We start from the raw sequence: 18,844 nt of genomic DNA, 5'->3' as shown, positions 1-18,844 counted from the left end.
CGGGGCAAGCCGGCTTAGAGATCGAGAATCATGGTGGCAAAACTGAAGTAGATCAGCACCCCGGTGGCATCGACAATGGTGGTTACCAGCGGCCCGGAGGCGGTGGCCGGGTCCAGTTTTACCCGGCTGAGGATAAACGGCAGACACAGGCCGATGAGGGAGCCGGCCATCACCACCGACACCATGGCAAACGCCACCACCAGCGCAATCTCGGCGCCGCCGCGGAACCAGCCGAGGGCGAACACCGCCACCGCCATAGTCAGCCCCAGGGCACCGGCCACCAGGAACTCCCGCCCCAGTACCTTGGCCCAGTCCTTCATGTCCACCTCACCGGTGGCCAGGGCTCGCACCATCAGGGCCGCCGACTGCGAACCGGCGTTACCGCCACTGCCCACCAGCAGCGGCATAAAGAACACCAGCGCCACGTACTTGGCGATGGTGTCTTCGAAATAGGCGATGCCGGCCCCGGACAACAGGCTACCGAACACCAGCAGTACCAGCCAGAACACCCGCTTACGGTACAACTCCCAGCCGGTGACCTGGTTCATGGGGGCGTCCAGCTTGGCCACCGATGCACTCTTCTGCGCATCCTCGGTGGCTTCTTCCACCGCCGCGTCCATGGCGTCATCGTAGGTCACGATGCCCACCAGCCGATCATCACCGTCCAGTACCGGCAGGGCCAGCAGGTCATAGTGACGAATCTTCTGGGTCACCTCTTCCTGGTCTTCATCCACCCGGGCGTGCACCACGCCGGTACGCATCAGATCATCGATGAGGCGATCCGGGTTGGCCAGGATCAACTCCCGCAGCGACACCGTGCCCAGCAGTTTGCGATCGGCATCGATAACGTAAGTCTGGTAGATGGTTTCCTTGTCCGGCGCTTCCAGTCGCAGTCGTTTCAAAGCCTTACGCACCGGCCAGTGGCCCTTGAGGGTGGCGTAATCCGAGGTCATCAGGGCGCCAGCGGTCTCTTCCGGGTAGCTGGCAAGACGGCGAACGTCCTCCCGCTCCGCCTGGGCCAGGCCGGGCAACAGGGTGTGCTGGTCTTCTTCAGACAGGCGGTTGAACAGATCCGCCCGTTCGTCCGCTTCCATCTGCGAAAACAGCGCCGCCAGATCGTTGCGGTTCATGGTGCGGGCGATCTCCGCCTGAGCCAGTGGCTCCAGATAGCCAAATAGGTTGGCGTGATCCGGCAGCGACAGCATCGACAGGAACCGGGCCGCCTGTTCGGCGGTAAATTCGCAGATCGCCGCCGCAATGTCGGCGGCATGAGCCAGTTCCAGCGTCGCCCGGGCGGACTGCTTGTCGCCGGCAATCATGGCGTGCTCTAAGGTGGCAAAAAGGGTGTCTTTTTGCATGCTTCGTCTCCAAAGGCGGGCTACGAAGCAGGCAGGGAGGGAGAGTATCCCTATGAGAAGTGGACTTCGTGGCCGTCAAACAGATTGTAAGTTATGGTTTTCGTTTCGTCCCAACTGGGACTACTCGGGCTTGGGTCCATTTTTGATTTACTCAAATAATTAGGCGCGCCGATTGTAGGCGCATTCATCAGCCACATCAAGACAATAGAGGCCCGGTTAACGCAATTGTCGACTCAGCCAGCCATGGATGCGGGTGATCAGCTCCTGATGGTCGTCCACCTGCTGGTAATCCAGGTAGTTGCGCCACTGCCGATAGTTGCGTTTGTTGCTGCGACTGGCTTCGATGGCACGCTGTTTCTGCCCCGCTAAGGATAGCGGATGATCCCAGTCCGAGATCACGTCCAGCACCGGCGACGGCTGCATCACCAGTCGGGCCGCCAGGGTGGGAACGTCCTGCTGCGGCCACTGAAACCCGCCAATGCTGACCAGCGCCAATGGCGGCTCCAGTTTGCCGTCCGCCAATTTGGCTGCCAGGGTGCCCACCACCTCCCCCTGGGCCAGCCAGACGGTGTCGCCACCCAGCACCTCACTGGGATCCTCGGGCAGGGTCGGCACCAGCCGCACCTGCCAACCCAGATCCGGCAACTGGGCGATCAGCGCCTGAGCCAGACCCGGGTAGGGGCTGCCTCGCTGGGGCTCCACCAACACCACTTCGGCCCGCACCCCCGCCAGGTTGCTGGGGTACAGATTGGGCTCACCGGCCTGAGTCAGGCCACAAAACAACAACAGGGACAACAGTAAACGGGCAATCATATTCAGGCATCGGCAGCGTCGGTGGCGCCAATGTATCACTGCCCCGGGGCCTGACCCAAGTTGCTATCGCCAATTTTCCACCACCATGGCCTCGCTGAACCCGGGCTGACCGACGCCCCTGTTGGAGGTAAAGTGTTGCAAACTTAATCGTTCTTTCCTTGTCAAAGCCCTAAGTAGAGATAAAATGGACGGTGATACCCGTGACTTTAGCGGCGCCGCATTCCCCCATCGACTAGGTAACTTAAGGGCCAATTATGAATCAGTTTTCCAGTGGCATTGCAGGTTGGCAGCATCGATTCCGGATCATTAAACCTTCTGGTGCCGGTCTGATTCTGCTGCTGTTAATGGTGCCGCTGCTGCTGTTGATGCTGCCGCTGGTGCTGCTGAGCAGCCTGGCGTTCTGGGCCATGAACACCGCCTGGCGTTACCGCCGCCCGGGCCGCACTCAGAGTGCCCGGGATACCGATGTCGACCATGCCTCAGGAGTGATCATCGAAGGAGAAGTGGTCAACTCCCGCCAGGACTGACCCTAAACGCCGAGCCATAAAAAAGGCGACCCGAGGGTCGCCTTTTTGCTGAGCCAAATTGCCTATTCCGGCGTCACCACGATCATCCGTACCGCATCCAACTCCAGCTGCGCCCGCTGCAGATGGGCGGTCACCATGCTGATCTGCTCACGCACCGCATCCAGCTCCGACGAACGAATGTTGGGGTTGACCGCTTTCAACGCTTCCAGGCGGGCCAGTTCGGCCCCCAGTTGCTGCTCCATCTCACTCTGAGCCTGGGCCACCAGTTCGGTCATCTGCGCCTGGGCGTAGTCATCGCCCTGCTTGAGCAGCGGATGCAACACCGGCTGGCTGGCATTGACCAGCTTGCTGGCGGTATGGCGGTTCACCGGCATCAACTGGCGGTTGAAGCTGTCGAAGGTGACGTTGGGCGCCAGGTCCTTGCCGCTCTTATCCATCAATACCCGCACCGGCGTCGGTGGCAGGAAGCGACCGATTTGCACCTCGGACGGGGCGATGGCTTCGACCTTGAAGATCATCTCCAGGAACAGGGTGCCTGCCGGCAGCGCCTTGTTCTTCAGCAGTGCCACCGAGGTACTGCCGGTATCGCCGCTGGTCACCAGGTCGATGCCGGACGCCACCAAGGGGTGCGCCGGCGTCAGGAACTGGAAGTCTTCCCGCGACAGGGCGGTGTCACGATCGAAGGTCACCGAGGCGCCCTCTTCCGACAGTCCCGGGTAGCTGGGGAACAGCATGTGCTCGGTGGGCTTGAGCACCACCGCGTTTTCCCCCTTGTCCTCTTGAGACACCCCAATCACGTCCCACAGCTTCAGCATAAAGCTGATGAAATCGGTGTCGTCATCGGCCTGCTCCAGGGCCGTCACCAACTGCGCCGCCTGCTGACCGCCGTTGGAGTTGAGCTCCAGCAACTTATCCCGACCGGCTTCCGCCTTGGCCTGGTGTTCGGCATTGCGGGCCGCGGTGGCCTCGATCAGCGTCTCCAGGGCACCGGCATCGGTTTCCCCCGCCAGCTCACTGCGCACCTGGTCGGCAAATTCACTGTGGATCAGGTGGCCAGACGGGCAGGTGTGGGTAAAGGCGTTCATCCCTTCGTGGTACCAACGCAGCAGCGGCTGCTGCGCCGTGCCCTCCAGCAGCGGCACATGAATCTGCACCGTTTGGGTCTGGCCGATGCGATCCAGGCGGCCGATGCGCTGCTCCAGCAGGTCCGGGTTCAGCGGCAGATCGAACATCACCAGGTGGTGGGCAAACTGGAAGTTACGGCCTTCGGAACCGATCTCGGAACAGATCAGCACCTGGGCACCGCCCTCCTGCTGGGCGAAGAACGCCGCCGCCTTGTCCCGCTCCAGGATCGACATCCCTTCGTGGAACACCGACGCCAGAATCCCTTCACGGGTACGCAGGGCCTCTTCCAGCTGCAGCGCGGTGTGGGCCTTGGAGGCGATCACCAGCACCTTCTTGCTGCGGTTGGCTTTCAGGAACTCCATCATCCAGTCGACCCGGGGATCAAACTGCCACCAACTGGCGTTGCCGCTCTCACCTTCAAACTCCTGGTACAGCTTTTCAGGGTACAGCTGGTTCATCAGCTTGATGTCGGTGCTCTGAGTGCCGCCGAGCATGCTGTTGACCCGCATGGCGGTGGCGTATTGCTTGGGCAGGGGCATCGGGTAGGTGTGCAGCTCACGGCCGCAGAAGCCACTGACGCCGCTGCGGGTGTTGCGGAACAGCACTCGGCTGGTGCCGTGGCGATCCAGCAGTTCCCGCACCAGTTCCTGACAGGCCAGCTGGCGCTGGTCCTCGTCGCCAGACTGAATTCGACCCAGGGCATCGCTGATGTCGCTTTCCGCCAGCAGCGCCACCAGCGCCTGCTGTTCGTCATCGCTCAACGGCCGCTGGGCCAGCAGCGCATCGGCGGCGGTCGCCACCTGCTGGTAACTGGTCTCCTCCTCGAGGAAGGCGTCATAATCGTAGAATCGGTCCGGATCCAGCAAACGCAGGCGGGCGAAGTGGCTCTGGTGGCCGAGCTGATCCGGGGTTGCGGTCAGCAGCAGCACCCCGGCGATCTCCTGCGCCAGAGTCTCCACCACCTGATAGGCGCGGCTCGGGGCCGCTTCACTCCACTCCAGGTGATGGGCTTCGTCCACCACCAGCAGATCCCAGGGGGCGTCCTTGGCCTGATCCAGGCGCTTTTTCTTGCGCAGCAGGTCCAGGGAGCAGATCACCAGTTGTTCGGTTTCAAACGGGTTGTCGCAGTCGGCCAGCGCCTCGATGCAGCGCTCCTCATCGAACAGCGAGAAACGCAGGTTGAAACGGCGCAGCATCTCCACCAGCCATTGGTGCTGCAGCGTTTCCGGCACCAGGATCAGAATCCGCTCCGCCTTGCCGGACAGCAATTGCTGATGAATGATGTGGCCGGCCTCGATGGTCTTACCCAGGCCCACTTCATCCGCCAGCAGCACCCGTGGCGCGTGGCGGTTGCCCACTTCATTGGCAATGAACAACTGGTGAGGGATCAGGCCGGCCCGCGGGCCCTGCAGGGCGCGCAACGGGTTTTTCAGCATGCCGAAGCGCTGTCGCTGGCACAGGTAACGGGTAACGAAGTACTCCATGCGATCGATCTGACCGGCAAACAGGCGATCCTGCGGCTTATTGAAACGAATCTGGTGGTCGAGCATGGTTTCCCGCAGCAGCCCCACCTCATTGGTATCACTGCGGACGCCTTCGTAACTGACCAGTCCGTCCTGTTCGTGTATCGCGTCCACTTCCAGGGTCCAGCCCTCGTGGCTGGTGATGGTGTCTCCCTGGTTGAAAATCACTCGAGTCAGCGGGGCATCTTCCCGCGCAAACATCCGGTTGTCTCCGGTGGCGGGAAACAGTACGGATACCATCCGTCCTTCGACGGCGACTACGGTACCCAGTCCCAGGTCGGATTCAGCATCGCTGATCCAACGTTGTCCGAGAGAAAATGACATCGACTAAACGACTCCTAATATGGGCTAGAAGGCTGAAAAGGTGGCGTATGTTACCGGAACTGCGGCAGTGATTCATCCTCAATTTGTGCTAGCCAAAGTCGCCGCCTTCTGCCATGGTAGAACTGAAGCACGCGCAACGCTTAATCGCTATAGAACCTTGCCTTAAATCCATAAAGCATAGTGGAGGTGCCATGGTTAGGGATAAGAAAAAACGCTTTGTGCTGGATACCAACGTGTTACTGCACGAACCTCTCGCCATCTACTCCTTTCAGGAGCACGATGTGGTCATTCCCATGACCGTCCTTGAAGAACTCGACCAGATAAAAGACCGCCGTAAAGACGTCAGCCGCGACGCCCGCGTTGCCATCCGCACCCTCGAAGACTGCCTGGTGGATGCCTCACCGGAGGAGATCCTTCAAGGGGTCCTGCTCAATCACCCCAACGCCCCCGACGACGAGTTGGGCACCCTGTCGATTTTTCCCGACCACCAGATTCAGTTTGCCAATCCGGTGGCCCTGCCCGGTGACAACAACGACAACCTGATCATCAACTCGGCCCTGTACCTGCAGCAGCAGAGCGACGATGAGATTGTGCTGGTCACCAAAGACATCAACATGCGCCTCAAGGCCAAGGGCGCCGGGTTAAAAAAGGTGGAGGACTACCGCACCGATCAACTGGTGGACGACATCCAGTTTCTGGCCAAGGGCTTTGCCGAACTGGAGGGCAACCTATGGGATCAGGTTAAGGAGGTCAGCAGCGAACAGCGCGGCCGCGAGGTCTACCACACCCTGGCCCGCAACGAGTTGGCGGAGGAGTCGCTGTACATCAACCAGTACCTGATCGACGACAGCAAGCTGTTCTGCGGTCAGGTCAAGGAGGTCAATGACCAGCAGGTGCTGCTGCGGGACCTGGGCCAGGAACGGCTGATGGGCTACCACGCCTGGGGCATCAACCCTAAGAACGTCTATCAGGGCATGGCGCTGCAGGCGTTGCTGGACCCCAGCATCGACATGGTGATTCTCACCGGCCCGGCGGGATCGGGCAAGACCCTGCTGTCGCTGGCGGCCGCCCTGGAGCAGGTGGTGGAACAACGCCGTTACGATAAGGTCATCGTCACCCGCAATACGCCGGAGATCGCCGAGTCCATCGGCTTCCTGCCCGGCACCGAGGAGGAGAAGATGGCCCCCTGGCTGGCGGCGGTCACCGACACTCTGGAGGTGTTGCACAAGCAGGACGAAAGTCCCGCCGGCAGCCTGCAGTACATCATGGACAAGGCCAATATCCAGTTTAAGTCCATCAACTTTATGCGCGGCCGCTCGATTCAGAATGCCTTTGTGCTGCTGGACGAGTGCCAGAACCTAACGCCTTCGCAACTGAAAACCATCATTACCCGCATGGGCGAAGGCACCAAGCTGGTCTGCTCCGGTAACCTGGCGCAGATCGATTCCAACTACCTCACCGCCGTCACCTCCGGCCTCACCTACGTGGTGGAGCGCTTTAAGAACTTCGAAGGCAGTGCCAACGTCTACCTCAATGGCGTGGTGCGCTCCCGTCTGGCCAAGTTCGCCGAAAACGAACTCTGATCCCCGCGCCTGTTCCTGAACGGGACAGGCGCTAATCTCACCACAGAATCCCAACTGGACCAAAGCTTTGGTACACTGACCGTTCGATTCTGGCGCCGGGCATGAGTTGCACACTGTGAAAACACCCATTCTCAACAACTACAACAAAGCGGTTTTCTATACCTACCTCGGGGTGGTGATCCTGTCGCTGGTGGTGGCCGCTATGGTGTTCACCAAGCAGAAACAGCAGCTGTTGATCGAAAAAGTGGAGCAGGTCACCCAGCACTCCCATCAGGTGGAGTTGCTGCTGGACGCCAGCATACGGGCGGTGCAAGCGCTGCAGGAGTTTACCGCCATCCACATGCGCAACAGCGACGCCGCCTCCATGACCCAGCTGCAGGTTCGGCACCAGTTTGTCAGCGAAGGCGACCGCTTCTCGCTGCGCCCGGATTACCGCAACGCTCGCAACACCTTTGCCGAAAAAGGCTTCATCTCCGGTAAGGGCCAATTGGAGGGGCGCTCGGAACTGTTCTACCGCGAACTCGACACCCTGTACCAGATGTCCCTGAGCCTGCCGGTGACCAAACAGATGGCCCCCAAGAGCGCCAGCATCTACTACCTGTCGACTCAACAGATGATGTCCATCTACCCCTGGCCCGGCCCCGAGCATCAGTTCGAGCCGCAGATGTTGCAGAGCCCGCTGTTTGACATGGCCAAGCCGGAGAACAACCCGGAGCGCAAAGTGTTCTGGTCCGACGCCCACCGCAACGCCGAAGACAAACTGGCCACCACCGTCGGCATTCCGGTGTACGTGGGTGACACCTTCCTGGCCGCCATCTACATGGAGCTGAGGCTGTCGACCCTGACCGAGCAGATTGAGCGCTATTTCGATCTTCCGGGCACGGTGCTGCTGCTGGACCGGGCCAACAACGTGTTGTCCTACCCGGACATGCACCTGGATGAATTGCCGCGCACCTATCACCTGAGCCAGCGCATTCCGGCGCAACTTCACAACGTGCCGTTGGAGCGGCTGCTGGACGACACCGACGCCAAGCTGATCAACGGCTACTACGTGCGCGCCATCAAGCTCACCAACGCCCCCTGGTCGCTGCTGTATCTGCAGCCAGAGCAGGAGGTGGTGGCCGACGCCTGGGAGAAACTGGAATCCACCTTCCTGATGGTGATCATCGCCCTGTCGCTGCTGGTGACCGTGGTCCACTGGCTGACCCGCCGCGCCTTCGTCAGCCCGGCCTCCAAGCTGCTCAACCACCTGGAAGACTGCGCCAACCAACCGACACCGCCGCCGAAGCGGATCCTCGAAGGCTGGGAGCCCTGGTTCCAGCTGATCTCCCGCACCTTTGAAGAGAATCAGCAATACACCCAGCATCTGGCGGCCCAGAATCGGCGCCTGGACAAACTGGTGGCCAAGCGCACCGCCCGCCTGCGCGAAGCCAATGAACGCCGTGAACGCGACTTCTCGCTGATGCGCTCGCTCATCGACGCCATGCCGGAAGCGATCATGTTCAAGGACGTGGACGGCCGCTTCCTCGGCTGCAACCGCTCTGCCGAGACCCTGTTCGGCCACCAGGAGAGCGAATTGCTGGGGCTGTCGGTCACCGACATCCTCGACGGCGAGAAAGGCCGGCAACTGGCGGAGGAGGACGCCCAGGTACTGCGCGACCGAGTGCCGCTGCGCTACCGGGAGAAGAACGAATACAACGGCCGGGCAGTGCTGTACGACACCCTGAAACTGCCGTTCTACAACGGCCGCGGCGAACTGCTGGGGCTGATTGGGGTGTGGCGCGACATCACCCGTGAATCGGAACAGCAGGAGAAGCTGAAACAGTCGGAAGAACGCTACCACCTGGCCATGGACTCGGTGGAGGACGGCGTCTGGGATTGGTACCTGGATGCCAACCAGCTGATCTGTAACCCGGCCTACTACACCATGCTGGGCTACGAGTCCGGCGAATTCCCGCTGCTGATCGAAACCTACTACCGGCTGATGCACCCGGACGACCGGCAGCGGGTGGAGAGCTACATCGACGCCTACCTGGATGACTCCAGCACCCCGTTCAACATCGAGTTCCGCATGAAGGGCAAAGACGGCCACTACCGCTGGATTCTGTCCCGGGGTCGACTGGTGGAGCGTGACGACGAAGGCGAGCCAATTCGACTGCTCGGCACCCACAAAGACATTACCCAGCAGAAAGACAACGAAGTAATCCTGCTGGAGGCCAAACAGGACGCCGAGCTGGCCAACGTCACCAAGAGCGAATTCCTGGCCAACATGAGCCACGAGATCCGCACGCCAATGAACGCCATCATCGGCATGATGCACCTGGCCCTGCGCACCGAGCTGACCGCCAAACAGAAAGACTACCTGGAGAAGGCCCGTTACAGCGCCGAGTCGCTGCTGCGGATCATCAATGACATCCTCGATTTCTCCAAGATCGAAGCCGGTAAGCTGGAGCTGGAACAAACCCGCTTCAGCCTCGATAAGGTGCTGGAACATGCCGTCAGCCTCAACTCGCTCAAGGCACAGGAGAAACAGGTCGATCTGCAGCTGTACTCCTCGGTCAGTGCCAACCTGCACCTGATTGGCGACCCCCTGCGTCTGGGGCAGGTGCTGATCAACCTGCTGTCCAACGCCGTCAAATTCACCGACCACGGCGAAGTGGAGCTGGGGTGTGAAGATCTCAAGGAGCACAACGGCCGCATCCGCCTCAAGTTCTGGGTCCGCGATACCGGCATCGGCATCGACGAGGACAAACAGAAGTTCCTGTTCGATGCCTTCAACCAGGCCGATGGCTCCACCACCCGCCGCTTTGGCGGCACCGGCCTGGGGCTGTCCATCAGCAAGCACCTGGTCAACCTGATGGGCGGCGATCTGAGTGTGCACAGCGTTCCCGGCGAGGGCTCCACCTTCAGCTTTACCATCGACGCCAAGCGGGTCGAGCAACCACCGCAGAAGACCCAGCTGATCTCCCCCCACGGCAATCAGCTCACCGCGCTGGTAGTGGACGACAACAGCACCGCACTGCAGATATACTCCACCTACCTACGGGACTTCCAGTTCCACGTCGATCTGGCCCAGAACGGCCAGGAAGCGGTCACCGCCATCAAGCAATCCAAACCGGAACTGGTGCTGCTGGATTGGATGATGCCGGACATGGATGGCATCGAAGTGGTGAACCAGATCGACCGACTGGTGGCCGACGGCACCCTGGAGCGGCGACCGGTGATTCTGATCATGACCGCCTTTACCGGCAGCTCGCTGTCGGATCAGGTGCAGCAAGGAAAGATTCAGGCGGTGATGCAAAAGCCATTCAACGCCTCGAAGCTGTTTGATGTGCTGATCAGCAACTTCTCCAACGACAACATCGAGTCGACTCCGGACATCACCCCAGAGCAGGATGCCCCGGCTCAGCAGGCCCACATCCTGCTGGTGGAGGACAACCTCATCAACCAGCAAGTGGCCACCGAACTGCTCAAGAGCGCCGGCTATCAGGTCAGCGTCGCGGAAAATGGCCAGGTCGCGGTGGATCTGGTCAAGGAGCAGGAGTTCGATCTGGTGCTGATGGACATTCAGATGCCGGTGATGGATGGCCTGACCGCCTGTCGCACCATTCGCGAATTTGCCAACGAGCAGCAGTTGCCGATCATCGCCATGACCGCCCACGCCATGAGTGGCGATCGCGAAAAGAGTCTGGCCGCCGGCATGAACGACCACATTACCAAGCCCATTATCCTGCCGGAACTGTTCGCCACCGTGAAACACTGGCTGGGTGAGGGCGTCGAGACATGAGTAATGCCCCCATCGAGCCGCCGGCCAAGGTCAAAACCTACCGGCGCCGCCCGCTGACCCGTTACCTGCTGATCGGGCTGGGCAGCCTCTGTGCCGCCCTGGGGTTGGCGGGGATGTTTTTGCCGCTGCTGCCAACGGTGCCCTTCCTGCTGTTAGCCGCCGCCTGTTTCAGCCGCTCATCGGCCCGAATGCAGGCGTGGCTGTTCAATCACCGGCTGCTGGGGCCGGTGCTGCGTAACTACCTGGAACGTAAAGGGATGACCCGGCGTCAATTGTGGGGCAGCATCGCCAGCATCTGGTTTGGCATGGGGATCGCCATCTATCTGGCCCCGGTGCTGGCGGTAAAACTGCTGCTGGCCGGCATCGGCTTAGCGGTATCGGTGCATCTGGCCAGGCTGCCCCGTCTGCACGACTAACAATGTGACCCGGTTCACACTCCCCCACTTACCCTCAATCACCGGCTTGAAGCCCGGCCAAAAATGAGAATAATTATCATTAACCGGTCATTGGCCAGGTAGGGCCGACTTCTTCCAAAACATCCAACCGATGTAGCCGACGATGCCACAGGTCGCCAGTATCACCAACATCGACATCCAGCCGATGGGGCTGTCCATGATCAAGTTAAACCAATGAGACATGGGAAACTCCTTGTAATACGTGTGAATACGGCTTCTACCCTACCCCATGCCTGACCGCCTCCCCATGATCCGGATCAAGGAGTGTTGCGCAAATGATGCACAGGAGTAATCAGCAGGTTGCCGAGCTCGACGGGACCATCAACCCCGCCCTGTCCCAGGCGCTGGAGCCCGTCCGCCTCAACGTCTGGTGGCTGATCCCCGGCGCCCTGTCGGTAGTGGCTGGCGTCATCGGCATGGTGCTGCCGTTGCTGCCGACGGTGCCGTTTCTGCTGCTCGCCAGCCTGTGCCTGGGCAAAGCTCACCCTGGCTGTCAACGCTGGTTGCTGACCCACCCCTGGCTCGGTCCGCCTTTGGACGCCTACCTCAATCGGCGTCCGGTAAGCCCCAGGCAGTTAACCCTGACCCTGATCAGCCTGTGGTTGGGCATGGGACTGGCGATCACCCTGGCACCGCTGCTGCCGGTGCAGTTGCTGTTGCTGAGCATCGGCCTCGGCGTCTCTGTGCATCTGTGGCGACGAGTCGGGCCAGTGCTGCCACAGGTTGAGCCCACCGGCAAAGACACATAGACTGGAGAAAACTCCGGGGCTTACCCCCATTGCGACAAGGATGCGCCATGCCCTCCCTGCTGGTGCGCCGCCTGCTTTCTGTGGTGGCGCTGCTGTTACTGTGGCCGGTTCACGCCGAGCCGGCCCCGACCTTCCTGACTCTGAGCCTGAGCGACAACGGCGAAGTGATGCTGACCGAGCCGCCCCTGGACACGCCGCTGCTGCTGGTCACCAGTTTGCCTGGCGGGCTGGGCTCCAACGACGTCGGCCTGGATCGGGGCCAACTGGGCAGCCAACGGCTGGTGCAGTTTGAGCGCCACGGCGCCGCCCTGGTGCTGCGTCAGCTCAACAGTGGATTTCGCGCCGACTCGAATTCGGCCGCCGAAACTCAAGCGGTCACACACGCCTTTGCCGAAACCATTCTGTGGCGGGGCCGCCTGGACCAAAACGGCCAAGCATCGCTAGACCCGTTGCTGCAACAGGATCTGCACGGCATCGCCGAGCGCCTGAGAGCCACCGAGCAGGGCCAATTTCAACTGCAACCGTCACTGAGTTTCGTCGCCGATCAGGGCATCAAGGGGTTTGTCGATAACAGCGACATCGACATTCAGGTCAGCTTCGCCGGAGATCAGGGCGGACCAGAGCTGCAGCGGGTTGCCGCCGATCCTTCCCGGTTGTCTCTGAAGGTGCGGTTCTCCTTTATCCGTCTGCCCGAAACACCGATGACCCCGGTGCCGTTCCACCCGCAGTCCGGCTTTTTTGCTTACCAGTTCAATGATTACAGCCAACCACTGTCGCAACCGCTGCAGGTGCGCTGGCAGCCCAGGCACCGGTTGCAGAAACTGACACCTGGCGCGGCGCCGTCGGCGGTCGCCAGCCCCATCGTCTACTACCTGGACAATGCCGTGCCCGAGCCGATGCGCACCGCCCTGTTGGACGGCGCGGGATGGTGGCGCAAGGCGTTCGAGCAAGCGGGCTTCCTGGATGCCTTCGAAGTGCGGATGCTGCCCGAGGATGCCGATCCCCAGGACATGCGCTACAACGTCATTCAGTGGGTTCATCGCGCCAGTCGCGGCTGGTCCTTTGGTGACGCCATCCTCGATCCCCGCAGCGGTGAAATCCTCAAAGGCCATGTGACCCTGGGATCGCTGCGGGTGCGCCAGGACGATCGCATCGCCCGCGCCCTCAGTGCCGGCTGGCCAGACCGGCAACAAGCGTTCGCCGATGCCCAGCAGTTTGCCCTGGCCAGGCTTCGGCAACTGGCGGCCCACGAGGTCGGCCACACCCTGGGACTGGCCCACAACTTCGCCGGCTCTGCCAGCGGCCACGGTTCGGTGATGGATTACCCCCATCCGAAGCTGAGACTGGAAAACGATCGGGTGCAACTGGCCGGCGCCTACGATACCGGGCTGGGGGAGTGGGACTACCACGCCATCCGTTTTGGTTACGGCAACCCCAGCCGTCAGCACAGCCTGGCCGCCCAGGCCACCGAGCAGGGGCTGCTGTACCTCAGTGACGCCGATGCCCGGGCCCCGGGCAGCGCCCATCCGGCCGCCAATCTGTGGGACAACGGCCAGGACCCCATCGCCGAGCTGTCACGGTTACTTCGAATTCGGCAACTGGCGCTGACCCAACTGAATCCCGCAGCGCTGCTGAGCGGCGAGCCCGTCAGCGAACTGACCACCCTGCTGGTGCCCACCTACCTGCTGCATCGCTACCAGACCGAGGCTGTGGCAAGGCTGATAGCCGGGGTGGATTACGATTACGGCACGTCGAGTCCCCGTTGGGTCAGCCCTGAGCGTCAGCAACAGGCCATCGATGCCCTGATCACTACCCTGATGCCGTCGACTCTGGCCTTGCCGGAATCGGCGCGCCACTACCTTCAGCCCCACCCCGCCGGCTACCAAAGCAGCCGCGAGCACTTCGGCTCGCGTCTGGGCCCCATCAGCGATCCCCTGGGGATGGCCGAGGTGGCTGCCCGCCATTGCCTGAAGCTGATGTTGGCCCCCGCACGCCTCAACCGACTGATGCAACAGCACCTCGACGACGATGAACTGCCCGGATTGGCACAACTGCTGGAGCCGCTCGCCGAGGCAACGCTGCTCGAGGGGATTGACGAAGGCCGCCGTGGCGCCCTGCAGATGCGGGTCAACGCCGTTACCGTCGATGCCCTGCTGAGCGCCCGCCACGACGACGACAGCGCCCCGGAGGTGCAAGCGCTGCTGAGTGCGACCCTGACCGACATTGGCGATCGTCTGCAGCGAAAAGCGCGCCGCTCCGACAGCACCGCCGCCGCCCATTACCGGCAACTGGCCGAGGTGATTAAGCGCGGACTCGGCGACGACAGTATTCGCGCCATCCCGGCGCCGCTGCCGCTGCCGCCGGGGTCACCGATTTAACCGCCGCCAACAAAAACGGGTCGCCGCAGCGACCCGTTTTTCTTTGTCTCGACGGCTTAGACCAGCTTATGCCGCGGTGCCACCACGATGTTGCGATTGGCGACCCGCACTTCGTGGATCACCACCTCAAGGCTCTGGGACAAGCGGAACACCTGCTCACCGTCGAACTGGGCCAGCCCCTGATCCCCGACCAGAGTCAGCCTGGACTTGTCGTCGGTCAGCAGGGGCGCCGGCAGGAACACCACCGCGCCGTTCTCCTGCAACCGTAGCCGCACGCCGCCACGATTGATGTCGATGATCTCACCCACAAACACCTCATCGGTGCCGGCCTTCGGTGCCAGGTAACGGGCGAACAGCCAGTCACCCACGTCCCGCTCGCACAAGCGGTGCAACTTACGCATCGCCGTCAGGTGGTCAATCAGCGCCGCATCCGGAAGAGACTCTGGCGTGCCGCCCTGAATCACCGCCTTGAGCAGACGGTGATTAACCATGTCGCCGTACTTGCGGATCGGCGAGGTCCAGGTGGCGTAGCCTTGCAAGCCCATGCCGTAGTGGGCACCCGGCGTGGCCGCCATCTCGGAGAACGCCTGCATCCGCCGCAAGCGGGCGTCCAGGTAGCCGTCGGGCTGAGCGTCCAGGGCCCGGCGCAACTCGCAATAGCCAGCCAGAGTCTGCAGTCGCTCGCCATCGAATTCGAGGCCATTGTCCGCCAGCATCTGCCGGGCTGCGTCTACCCGCTCGCTGTCCAGACCGGCGTGAACGTTAAACACGCCGCCGCCGACCCGTTCCGCCAGCAGTGCCGCCGCCGCCGAGTTGGCCAGAATCATGGTCTCCTCCACGATGCGGTTGGCGATTCGGCGTGGCTCCACATGAATGGTGACCACGTTACCCTGATCGTCCACCTCGAAGCGGTAATCCGGGCGATCCGGGAACACCAGTGCGTGCTGTTCGCGCCAACCGATGCGTGCCTGAGCCAATTGATGCAACAAATCGATCTGCTCGGCGATCACCGCATCCTGTGGCTGCCAGGCCCCCTCCTGTCCCTCGAGACGATCCGAGACCTTGTCGTAGGCGAGCTTAGCGTGGGAAGCGATGGTCGCCAGTGAGAACTCGGCGTCACCGGCACTGCCGTCGCTGGCCACAGGAATCCGCGCCACCACCGCGTAGCGCTGCTGGCCTTCCACCAGAGAGCACAGCTCATCTGCCAGCTGCCGCGGCAGCATCGGCACATTAAAGCCCGGCAGGTATTGGGTAAAACCGCGTTTACGCGCTTCCACATCGACTTCGTCGCCGGCTTGCACGTACGCGGTCGGATCGGCAATGGCCACGTGCAGCCACCAGCCGCCCTGCTCCCGAGCCTCCACATACAAGGCGTCATCCATGTCCTTGGTGGACTCGGCATCAATGGTCACAAACGGCAGCTGGGTCAAATCCTGACGCTGGCTGTCGCCCGGGGTTTGCCACCCCTGAGGATCGGCCGGCTCGGCCTTGGCCAGGTCGTGTTTGGCCAACACCACCCACCAGGGCACATGGGGATCGTTGTGTGCCGCCACCAACTCGGTGATCTCCACCTGAAAATGGGGCTCATCCGGACGCAGCGGATGCTTCACCAGGTGGGCCACCACGTAGTCGCCGTTGGACAACTCAGAGCCCTTGAGGCCCTTGCACTTGGCCCGCATCGGCTCGCGCATCAATGGGTGATCCGGCACCACGTTGAGCCGCTCTTTGACGAATTTCACTCGAGCGATAAACCGGTCTAACCCCACTTCCAGCAACTGATCCGGTTCGGCGACGGGCTTGTCTTTTTCGGTTCTCAGTACCGCCGAGACCCGATCGCCGTGGACCACTTTCTTCATGTAGGCCGGCGGAATAAAGTGGCTGTCGCCCTTGTCAGTTTCCAAAAAACCGAAGCCACGCTCGGTGGCCTTGACCTGGCCTTCGACCGTGGGCAGGGTCTCTTTAATCTGTGCTTTGAGCTGCTGCAGCAGCGGGTTGTCCTGGAACATCCAAAGAATTCCGTGGTTGCCAAAAGGAAATTAAGCCACCCCAGCCGGGTGACCCAAAGAGAGGCAAGTTTAAGGGATAAACGAGTCAATCACCACGCCTTTCCCCCCGGATTCAGACCCGGTTTTGCGGCTTGCCTTCGAGAAACGCGGCCAGGTTCGCCACCGCAATATTGAGCAGGTTCTGCCGCGCCTGCAGGGTGGCCCAGGCATTATGGGGAGTAATACTGCAGTTGGGCGCCGACAGCAACGGGTTGTCGGGCCGGGGCGGTTCGCTGCTGAGCACATCCAGGCCGGCAGCGGCGATGGTGCCCTGATGCAGGGCCCGGGCCAGATCCGCCTCATTCACCAGCGGCCCACGGGCGGTGTTGAGCAGCATCGCGGTGGGTTTCATCAGCGCCAGACGACGGGCATCGATCATGCCTTGATTGTCGTCGGTCAGCGGACAGTGCAAGCTGACCACGTCGGCGCACTGCAATAACGCCTCCAGCGGCATCCAGCGGCGCCCTTCGGGCAGATCGGTTTTGCGGCTGGGGGTGGTCAACACCACCCGCATGCCAAAGCCCTCCGCCATGGCGGCCAGCCGGCGGGCGATCTCGCCGTAGCCCACCAGCCCCAGAATCTGTCCCTGCAGCGACTGCAGTGGCCCGTCGTAGAAACAGAAGTCGTCGCTAGCGCTCCAGTCCCCCCGGGCCACTCGCTGATGGTGCCAGGCGACCCGGCTGCTGTGATGCAGCAGGTGCGCCATCGCCATCTGCGCCACCGACGCGGGGCCGTAGGCAGGCACATTGGTGACCACGATGCCGCGCTCGCGGGCAGCCGCCACATCCACCACGTTGACGCCGGTGGCCAGCACGCCGATGTATTTGAGCTTCGGCAGCTGTGCCAGGGTCGAGGCCGTCAGCGGCGTCTTATTGGTCATCAGCAGCTCGGCCGCGGACGCCCGGGCCACAACCTGTGACGCCGGCGTTCGTTCATGCACCTGAGTCGAGGCCAGTGCCCGCAGCGGCCCCCAGCTCAAATCACCGGGGTTCAAGGTGTGTCCGTCCAATACCACCAATTGCTTCATTGCCGCTCCTCAGCCAGTTAATGCTTGGGGTCAGCGCTCATTAGAAACGAATCCGCAGGCCAACGCCATAGTCGAGATCCATCTCCAGATCCTTGCCGGGATAAAACACCGGCACCAGCTCGGCAAACAGCTCCACCTGGTCGATCTGCGTCGCCAGGCCGGCTTTGAGTCGCAGGCCAATCTCCTCATCGTCGGTGTCGCTGATCATGCCACCGACACCAAAATACAACGCCGGATTGATGTTAGACGGAATGCGGCGGTCGACACTGACCGCGAAGCGCTCGACGCTGACCCCCACATCCCAGCCTTGAGCGTGCACGGTAACGCCGTTATCGCTGCCCAGTTGAATCCCCACTCGCGGCGACGCCCAGACCGGCGCAGCCAGGGTCAACCCCAACGCCATCATCAACCACTGTTTCATCTCGTTTGTCTCCACTGGAAAAGGGCGGCTCATTGTAGGAGTGGCGACCCTCGGGTCAATGCCGAAAAACCGAACCTCGCTGCGGCATTTCCACAGTGCGTTGTTTTTACAAATGAAGTGTCAGTACGCTTGGCCTGGCCACCGCCAATCGCGCCCAGGTCGTTAACCCAAAAAAGCCGTGGAAGCACAGAGAGTATGGATACAGCAAAAACACAAACGCCCCCTGATGGTGCGTCAGAGGGCGTCGGGTCTTCGAAAAGACAGATCGTGCAGGAGATGATGAGAGTCGGTTTGGAATTGCCAGCCGACGTGGTCACTGTACGACGAACCGGCACTGAATGCAAACAATTCTTATTTAAACCTTCTCGTTCAGGTACTGACCCGAGACGGGCTCAGACGGATAGTAGTGCTCTGCCACCGGATCGGAGGGCCTGGGCGTGTAATGCTGATCGATCTGCGCCAGGGTCTCGGCTCGACGAACGCTGTCGGCAAACGCCATCGCCTGCTTGACCTCACCACCGTCGTCGGCAGAGGCACCGGCCGCGGTCAGGTAGGCGTCCACGGTGGCCTGCTGCTGCTGGCGGGCACTGGCCGCCAGTATCACCTCTTTATTCTGCTGCAGCTTTTCCACCGGCGGCGTACCCGTAACCGCTGGGCGAACGGAGGCATAACTGACTGTCATGGAGGAGATATTCATAAGCACCACTAAACAATGAGTTGAGTGGCGAT

At 61.6% G+C, this 18,844-nt stretch carries 14 protein-coding genes; 6 read left to right on the top strand and 8 right to left on the bottom strand.

The annotated features are described in order from the left end of the window. Window positions 1-14 precede the first annotated feature (14 nt). Together mgtE and H598_RS0109790 are read right to left on the bottom strand one after the other, a co-directional pair. Window positions 15-1,358 carry a magnesium transporter gene (gene mgtE, locus H598_RS0109795; RefSeq protein ID WP_028112873.1) on the bottom strand — a complete coding sequence of 448 codons (1,344 nt, stop codon included), beginning with the start codon at window positions 1,356-1,358 and terminating at the stop codon, window positions 15-17. A gap of 216 nt (window positions 1,359-1,574) precedes the next feature. After that, window positions 1,575-2,171 (bottom strand): DUF3530 family protein, encoded by a 597-nt coding sequence (locus H598_RS0109790; protein ID WP_028112872.1) that lies wholly within the window; start codon window positions 2,169-2,171, stop codon window positions 1,575-1,577. Window positions 2,172-2,425: 254 nt separating this feature from the next. On the opposite strand from H598_RS0109790, the gene H598_RS0109785 reads away from it, so the two are divergent. Further along, on the top strand, window positions 2,426-2,698 hold the full coding sequence (locus H598_RS0109785) for a hypothetical protein (protein ID WP_028112871.1): 273 nt from the start codon (window positions 2,426-2,428) through the stop codon (window positions 2,696-2,698). A 62-nt stretch (window positions 2,699-2,760) separates the two neighbouring features. Here the strand turns inward: H598_RS0109785 and rapA are convergent, their stop codons facing one another. Further along, a complete protein-coding gene (rapA, locus tag H598_RS0109780; RefSeq protein ID WP_028112870.1) occupies window positions 2,761-5,670 on the bottom strand; it encodes an RNA polymerase-associated protein RapA in 2,910 nt (969 codons plus the stop codon). A 191-nt stretch (window positions 5,671-5,861) separates the two neighbouring features. On the opposite strand from rapA, the gene H598_RS0109775 reads away from it, so the two are divergent. From H598_RS0109775 to H598_RS0109765, 3 genes are all read left to right on the top strand, one after another. Then, window positions 5,862-7,253, top strand: a complete 1,392-nt coding sequence (locus tag H598_RS0109775; RefSeq protein ID WP_028112869.1) for a PhoH family protein — start codon at window positions 5,862-5,864, stop codon at window positions 7,251-7,253. Between the two features lie 115 nt (window positions 7,254-7,368). Beyond that, window positions 7,369-11,040, top strand: a complete 3,672-nt coding sequence (locus tag H598_RS0109770) for a response regulator (RefSeq protein ID WP_245595583.1) — start codon at window positions 7,369-7,371, stop codon at window positions 11,038-11,040. Then, the gene (locus H598_RS0109765; protein ID WP_084144407.1) at window positions 11,037-11,456 is read left to right on the top strand and encodes a YbaN family protein; all 420 of its coding nucleotides are present in this window, start codon (window positions 11,037-11,039) and stop codon (window positions 11,454-11,456) included. The genes H598_RS0109770 and H598_RS0109765 overlap by 4 nt, the downstream gene beginning before the upstream one ends. 87 nt (window positions 11,457-11,543) lie before the next feature. Here H598_RS0109765 and H598_RS25960 read toward each other — a convergent pair whose 3' ends face one another. Continuing rightward, entirely contained in the window at window positions 11,544-11,678 is a 135-nt protein-coding gene (locus H598_RS25960; protein WP_084144406.1) for a DUF3149 domain-containing protein, read from the bottom strand. A 92-nt stretch (window positions 11,679-11,770) separates the two neighbouring features. Here H598_RS25960 and H598_RS0109755 point away from each other — a divergent pair, with 92 nt between their 5' ends. Beyond that, the gene (locus tag H598_RS0109755) at window positions 11,771-12,244 is read left to right on the top strand and encodes a YbaN family protein (protein ID WP_051252636.1); all 474 of its coding nucleotides are present in this window, start codon (window positions 11,771-11,773) and stop codon (window positions 12,242-12,244) included. A 47-nt stretch (window positions 12,245-12,291) separates the two neighbouring features. Beyond that, a complete protein-coding gene (locus H598_RS0109750) occupies window positions 12,292-14,622 on the top strand; it encodes a zinc-dependent metalloprotease (RefSeq protein WP_028112865.1) in 2,331 nt (776 codons plus the stop codon). Between the two features lie 56 nt (window positions 14,623-14,678). Here the strand turns inward: H598_RS0109750 and H598_RS0109745 are convergent, their stop codons facing one another. The 4 genes from H598_RS0109745 to H598_RS0109730 all read right to left on the bottom strand — a co-directional run bounded on the left by H598_RS0109745 (window position 14,679) and on the right by H598_RS0109730 (window position 18,797). Further along, on the bottom strand, window positions 14,679-16,628 hold the full coding sequence (locus H598_RS0109745; RefSeq protein WP_028112864.1) for an exoribonuclease II: 1,950 nt from the start codon (window positions 16,626-16,628) through the stop codon (window positions 14,679-14,681). 112 nt (window positions 16,629-16,740) lie between these two features. Further along, a complete protein-coding gene (locus tag H598_RS0109740; protein WP_028112863.1) occupies window positions 16,741-17,694 on the bottom strand; it encodes a D-2-hydroxyacid dehydrogenase in 954 nt (317 codons plus the stop codon). A gap of 40 nt (window positions 17,695-17,734) precedes the next feature. After that, complete coding sequence (locus tag H598_RS0109735; protein ID WP_028112862.1) at window positions 17,735-18,115, bottom strand: hypothetical protein; 381 nt, start codon at window positions 18,113-18,115, stop codon at window positions 17,735-17,737. A gap of 355 nt (window positions 18,116-18,470) precedes the next feature. Further along, window positions 18,471-18,797 carry a hypothetical protein gene (locus H598_RS0109730; RefSeq protein WP_028112861.1) on the bottom strand — a complete coding sequence of 109 codons (327 nt, stop codon included), beginning with the start codon at window positions 18,795-18,797 and terminating at the stop codon, window positions 18,471-18,473. Between the last annotated feature and the right edge of the window lie 47 nt (window positions 18,798-18,844).

Source organism: Ferrimonas kyonanensis DSM 18153, from assembly GCF_000425405.1.
In the GTDB taxonomy this organism is placed as follows: Bacteria; Pseudomonadota; Gammaproteobacteria; order Enterobacterales; family Shewanellaceae; genus Ferrimonas; species Ferrimonas kyonanensis.
The sequence above is the reverse complement of the archived record's forward strand: the minus strand, read 5'-3'. Positions and strand labels throughout refer to the sequence as shown.